Origin of the sequence: Sphingosinicella sp., assembly GCF_052387495.1 — a bacterium.
Taxonomy (GTDB): Bacteria; Pseudomonadota; Alphaproteobacteria; order Sphingomonadales; family Sphingomonadaceae; genus Allosphingosinicella.
This window is the reverse complement of record NZ_JBQTJC010000152.1, coordinates 1-4,609: the sequence shown is the minus strand read 5'-3', so window position 1 is coordinate 4,609 and position 4,609 is coordinate 1. Positions and strand designations below refer to the sequence as shown.

General features: G+C 65.9%; 5 protein-coding genes. 1 reads left to right on the top strand and 4 read right to left on the bottom strand.

Annotated elements, in window-relative coordinates; all coding sequences use genetic code 11:
• Nucleotides 1-1,536 (top strand): chaperonin GroEL (groL, locus tag ACT4N8_RS08570; protein WP_444857714.1); only part of this gene is annotated, 1,536 nt, incomplete at its 5' end.
• Between the two features lie 61 nt (nucleotides 1,537-1,597).
• Here groL and ACT4N8_RS08565 read toward each other — a convergent pair.
• The 4 genes from ACT4N8_RS08565 to ACT4N8_RS08550 all read right to left on the bottom strand — a co-directional run bounded on the left by ACT4N8_RS08565 (nucleotide 1,598) and on the right by ACT4N8_RS08550 (nucleotide 4,359).
• Nucleotides 1,598-1,852 (bottom strand): hypothetical protein, encoded by a 255-nt coding sequence (locus ACT4N8_RS08565; RefSeq protein WP_444857713.1) that lies wholly within the window; start codon nucleotides 1,850-1,852, stop codon nucleotides 1,598-1,600.
• Nucleotides 1,853-1,970: 118 nt separating this feature from the next.
• Nucleotides 1,971-2,222 (bottom strand): circumsporozoite protein, encoded by a 252-nt coding sequence (locus tag ACT4N8_RS08560; RefSeq protein WP_444857712.1) that lies wholly within the window; start codon nucleotides 2,220-2,222, stop codon nucleotides 1,971-1,973.
• A gap of 174 nt (nucleotides 2,223-2,396) precedes the next feature.
• The gene (locus ACT4N8_RS08555) at nucleotides 2,397-3,374 is read right to left on the bottom strand and encodes a hypothetical protein (protein WP_444857711.1); all 978 of its coding nucleotides are present in this window, start codon (nucleotides 3,372-3,374) and stop codon (nucleotides 2,397-2,399) included.
• A gap of 127 nt (nucleotides 3,375-3,501) precedes the next feature.
• Nucleotides 3,502-4,359, bottom strand: a complete 858-nt coding sequence (locus tag ACT4N8_RS08550; RefSeq protein ID WP_444857710.1) for a hypothetical protein — start codon at nucleotides 4,357-4,359, stop codon at nucleotides 3,502-3,504.
• Nucleotides 4,360-4,609: the final 250 nt, after the last annotated feature.

Sequence of the window (4,609 nt, the reverse complement as noted above, 5' to 3'; positions counted from 1 at the left end):
CGCAACGTCGTCCTCGACAAGAGCTTCGGCGCGCCCCGCATCACCAAGGACGGCGTCACCGTCGCCAAGGAGATCGAGCTCAAGGACAAGTTCGAGAATATGGGCGCGCAGATGCTGCGCGAGGTCGCCTCGAAGACCAACGACCTGGCCGGCGACGGCACCACCACCGCCACCGTGCTCGCCCAGTCGATCGTCCGCGAGGGCATGAAGTCGGTCGCGGCCGGCATGAACCCGATGGACCTGAAGCGCGGCATCGACATCGCCGTCACCAAGGTGGTCGAGGATCTGAAGGGCCGCTCGAAGGAGGTCTCCGGCTCCAAGGAGATCGCCCAGGTGGGCAGCATCGCCGCCAACGGCGATTCGATCGTCGGCGAGAAGATCGCCGAGGCGATGGAGAAGGTCGGCAAGGAAGGCGTGATCACGGTCGAGGAGGCCAAGGGCCTCGAGTTCGAGCTGGACGTCGTCGAGGGCATGCAGTTCGACCGCGGCTACCTCTCGCCCTACTTCATCACCAATCCGGAGAAGATGTCGGTCGAGCTGACCGACCCCTACATCCTGATCCACGAGAAGAAGCTCTCCAATCTCCAGGCGATGCTTCCGATCCTCGAGGCGGTGGTGCAGTCGGGCCGTCCGCTCCTGATCATCGCCGAGGACATCGAAGGCGAGGCGCTCGCCACTTTGGTCGTCAACAAGCTGCGCGGCGGCCTCAAGGTCGCGGCGGTCAAGGCGCCGGGCTTCGGCGATCGCCGCAAGGCGATGCTGCAGGACATCGCGATCCTGACCGGCGGCGAGATGATCAGCGAGGATCTCGGCATCAAGCTCGAGAGCGTCACGGTCGGCATGCTCGGCCAGGCCAAGCGGGTCACCATCGACAAGGATAACACGACCCTCGTCGACGGCGCGGGCGAGAGCGACCAGATCAAGGCCCGGATCGAATCGATCCGCCAGCAGATCGACGCCACCAACAGCGACTATGACAAGGAGAAGCTCCAGGAGCGCCTTGCCAAGCTCGCTGGCGGCGTCGCGGTGATCAAGGTCGGCGGCTCGTCCGAGATCGAGGTGAAGGAGCGTAAGGACCGCGTCGACGACGCGCTCCACGCGACCCGCGCTGCGGTTGAGGAAGGCATCGTTCCGGGCGGCGGCGTCGCTTTGCTCTACGCCACCAAGGCGCTCCAGGGCATGACCGGCGTCAACGACGACCAGACCCGCGGCATCGACATCGTCCGCCGCGCGCTGCAGTCGCCGATCCGCCAGATCGCCGAGAATGCGGGCCATGACGGCGCCGTGGTCGCCGGCAAGCTGATCGACGGCGACGACGAGACGCAGGGCTTCAATGCCCAGACCGAGGTCTATGAGAACCTGGTTTCGGCCGGCGTGATCGATCCGACCAAGGTCGTGCGCACCGCGCTCCAGGATGCGGCCAGCGTCGCGGGCCTGCTCATCACCACCGAAGCGGCGGTGAGCGAGCTGCCCGAGGACAAGCCGGCCATGCCGATGCACGGCGGCGGCGGCGGCATGGGAGGAATGGACTTCTAGGGTCCGACCGCTCAGGCAAGAATGAGAAGGGCCGGAGAAACCCGGCCCTTTTCTTTTGGTCTTATTGCTGGTTGGCGGGCGGCGGCGGCGCTGCCGCGTTTCCCTGCGGCGCGTCGAGGGCCTGGAGCTCGGCCTCGTTCATCACCATCGAATCCGCCGAGGTGTCGAAGATGCTGTTCTCGTCGAGCATCGCCGCGGCATTGTCGAGCCGGCGCTCCTCCTCGGCGGTGAGGCCGCCGCCCCCTTCCTCGGGCCCGCCGCAGGCGGCCAGCGACACGATCATCGCCATCCCGGCGAACCTGATCCCCAATCTCATCGCCTCGCTCTCCTCGTTCGTTTCGCCGGCCGCTTCTTAGCCCGGGCGGCGGGCAAAGAAAAATGGCCGCGCGCCGGATAGGCGCGCGACCCTTTCGAGTCGTCGAAGAGCCCGAAGCCTACTTCGTGGCGTTCTCGATGGCGTCGCCGGTCGCGTCGACGGTGTTCTCGGCGAAATTGCCGACGTCGGTCGCGGCATTGCCCATCGTGTCGAGCACGTCCTGGGCCGTGGTCGCCGCATTGACGTCCGCATTGGCGGCATTCTCGGTCTCGGCGGTGTTGCCCGCCGCATTGTTGGTGGCGCCGTTGTCGCCGCAGGCGGCCAGGCCGAGCGCGGAGAGGGCGACGAGAGAAAGAGCGATCTTCTTCACGTGCTGTTCCTTCGATTTGGTTGCGAGGTCCCAATTTTCACCTTTGCCCCCCAGGAAGCTCGCGCTCCGTCGGATCGCCGGCGAAGCGGCCTTCTTATGCCAAGCCGGGACCCGTGTCCAGACTTCTCTACTAAATCGGTTGTCAATCGGGACCGGTCGACGCCGGCTTGCGCTTCAGACCCGGACGAAGCGGTTGGACGGGGGCCGGCGGCACATCGTCTTGGGCGCGCGGGTCTCCTCGCCGTCGATGATGACGATGTCGGTCACGGTCATGCATTCGCCGCCGTTCGGGTCGGGCGCCATCGCCAGCACGGTCGAAGAGCCGGTCACGTTCGGCCTGGTTTCGCTGGCCCATTCCACGGTCGAGCCGACGCCGCCTTCGAGCGCGCGCTCGGTGGCGAGCGCGGCCTGTTCCTGCTCCCGGCAATCGAGCAGCCCGGCGATGGCATCGCCGAGCAGAACCCCCGCCGGGACCGCGAGCAAGGCGACCTCCGCCCTGCCCTCGCGATCGGCGAGCGCGACCGCGAGCCCGCCGACGATGCCGCCGATGATTTGGCCGCGCCGCCGGTTGCGGCGGTTGCGGTCATCGCACGTCTCGTTCGCCCGTCTCGCCTCGCGTTCTCGCGCACGCTCGGCGCGCTCGCGCGCGCGCCGTTCGGCGCGAGTCTCTTCGACTGGCGCGGCGACCGGCGCCTCCTCGGCCGTCGCCGCGGCCGGGGCGGGTCCGGAACCTCGGGTCGCGCTGCCGACATTGCCGGTTTCGGCCTCGTAGGCGGCGCGCTGGCGGCGATATTCCTCCTCCGCGGCGCGCGCGCGCTCAAGCTCCGCGCGGTGGCGCGCCGTGTCTGCTTCATAGGCCTGACGCGCGGCCTCGGCGTCGCGCAGGCCTTGCTCGTAGCGCTCGCGCTCAATGCGCCGCCGCTCGCGCTCCGCCTCGGCTTCCGCCTGCAGCCGCGCCCACCGCGCCGCGGCTTCCGTGTCCTGCGGATCGGTGGGGGGTTGCTCGGCGGACTCCTGTCCGTCCACCCCCTCGGGCGCTTCCGGTGCCGGCCGGGCCTCCAGCGGCAAGCTCCTGCCGCTGTCTTGCGCGGACGCGGCCATGCCGGTCAGGCACAGCGCTCCGGCCGCGATGGCGATCAGGAGTCGTTGCATGGCCGTATTGTTCACCCGGGCGGGGCGCGAGTCCACCCCCACGGATGTCGGGCTGGAGGCGTTAAGGCAATTATATACTTGACTTAGCAAGGAGCGCCAGCAAATGTCAGACGGACAGGCCGGCGCTCTATTTTGCTCCCAATAGGTCCGCAGCATGGGCGCGGCCTATTTGGAGACAGGCTTCCTCGATCCGCGTGGTCATCCCCACAAGGCAGTCGATCACGGGCATCATGCCGACCACCGGCAGACTTGTGTCGAAGCATATGTGGAAGGTCGGCTGCACATCTGCTTCATATTCGCGGGCGGCGATCTTGCTGCGTGCGCCGCGCCTCTCCGTGCGGTTGCCCTTGAAACGATAGTTCAGGGTCCATTCGGACCCGGCGGTCAGAAAAAGGGTAATGTTCCGCTTGTCAGGGCGCGCGGCCTGCGCTCGATAGGTGTCGGCGGGGACGAATCTGGAGAACTCTTCAAGGGTCATTTCCGCCGAGCTGACAGCGGTCAAAATGAGCTGGTGCTTGTCGGTAATGTCGAGCCGATGGACTGCTTCAATGGCCTCGTTCCCGCCCGGATATGGTTCGAGCGCCTTCACCGCGTCGATGACATTTTTTCCGGCGTGTCGCATTTGTCGTGTCGTAAGGGTGGCTTCCAATTTCTCAGGCGACCAGGCCCACGGAAACTGGACGCTTTGAGGCGATGGGGTCTTGTCCCCGACGATGGCGAAGACGGTCAGATCCAAGGCGCAGCGGAGATTGTGAACGGCGTCGCCGATGATGAGGCTTATGGTCTCTGGAACGGGGCTATTCTGTTTGACGGATCGGATAGTCTGTCCGGCTGCGCGATCATCGCGGATGACAAGTTTAGCAGGCTTTGTGCCGAGGAAGGCATCGATCTCCCTTTGGAGGTCGAGGATGTGCTTCTTCGCCCGAGCGATTTTCAGATAGGACGGCCGCAGAATGTCCGCTACTTCTAGGATGATGTCAGACAAGGACGACTCCTACTCCGAAGAGGAGACGGTAGCGCGCCGCGAGGCCGCGCTAAAGCGGATGCTGGCAACGCCGCATAAGCCGCAAAAACCGAAGGGCGGGCGCGATGCGCGAGACAAGTCCAGCTAGTGAATGGATTGAGCTTCAGCCTCATCCGCCTGTCGTATTAGAGCTTGACCCATCGACCGGGCTTCTGCGGGCGTCATGCTTATCGCCAGCCGAATGTCTGGCGCGAGCCACGGCGCATCTTTG